General features: G+C 59.5%; 1 protein-coding gene. It reads left to right on the top strand.

What is annotated here, in order from left to right:
* On the top strand, positions 1-274 hold a 274-nt coding region (locus Q4563_RS19765; RefSeq protein ID WP_303605731.1), incomplete at both ends, for a hypothetical protein.

The raw sequence follows: 274 nt of genomic DNA, 5'->3' as shown, positions 1-274 counted from the left end.
GTACAGCTGGACGAGGTAACGATTACCGATGCCTCCGTCGCGGGTGGTTATGCTTACGCGTTGGCAGAACTGGATCGCACCGCGGCAGCAGCCCGCTTGCGCCAGCAGATGTCGGAAATAGAACAGCAGCTGGACCAGTACACCGATGTTGCGCCGCAAGGCGATACCTTGCAGCAGCTGCGTGTGATGTTGCCGGTATTGGAGCTGATATCCGAGCGCCAGGCCTTTGCTGACAAACTCGGGCTGGTCAGTGTCCAGCATCAGATCCCGGCAC

It is taken from the genome of Gilvimarinus sp. 1_MG-2023 (assembly GCF_030548285.1).
Note: the sequence above shows the minus strand (reverse complement) of the source record. Positions and strands in the feature narration are given on the sequence as shown.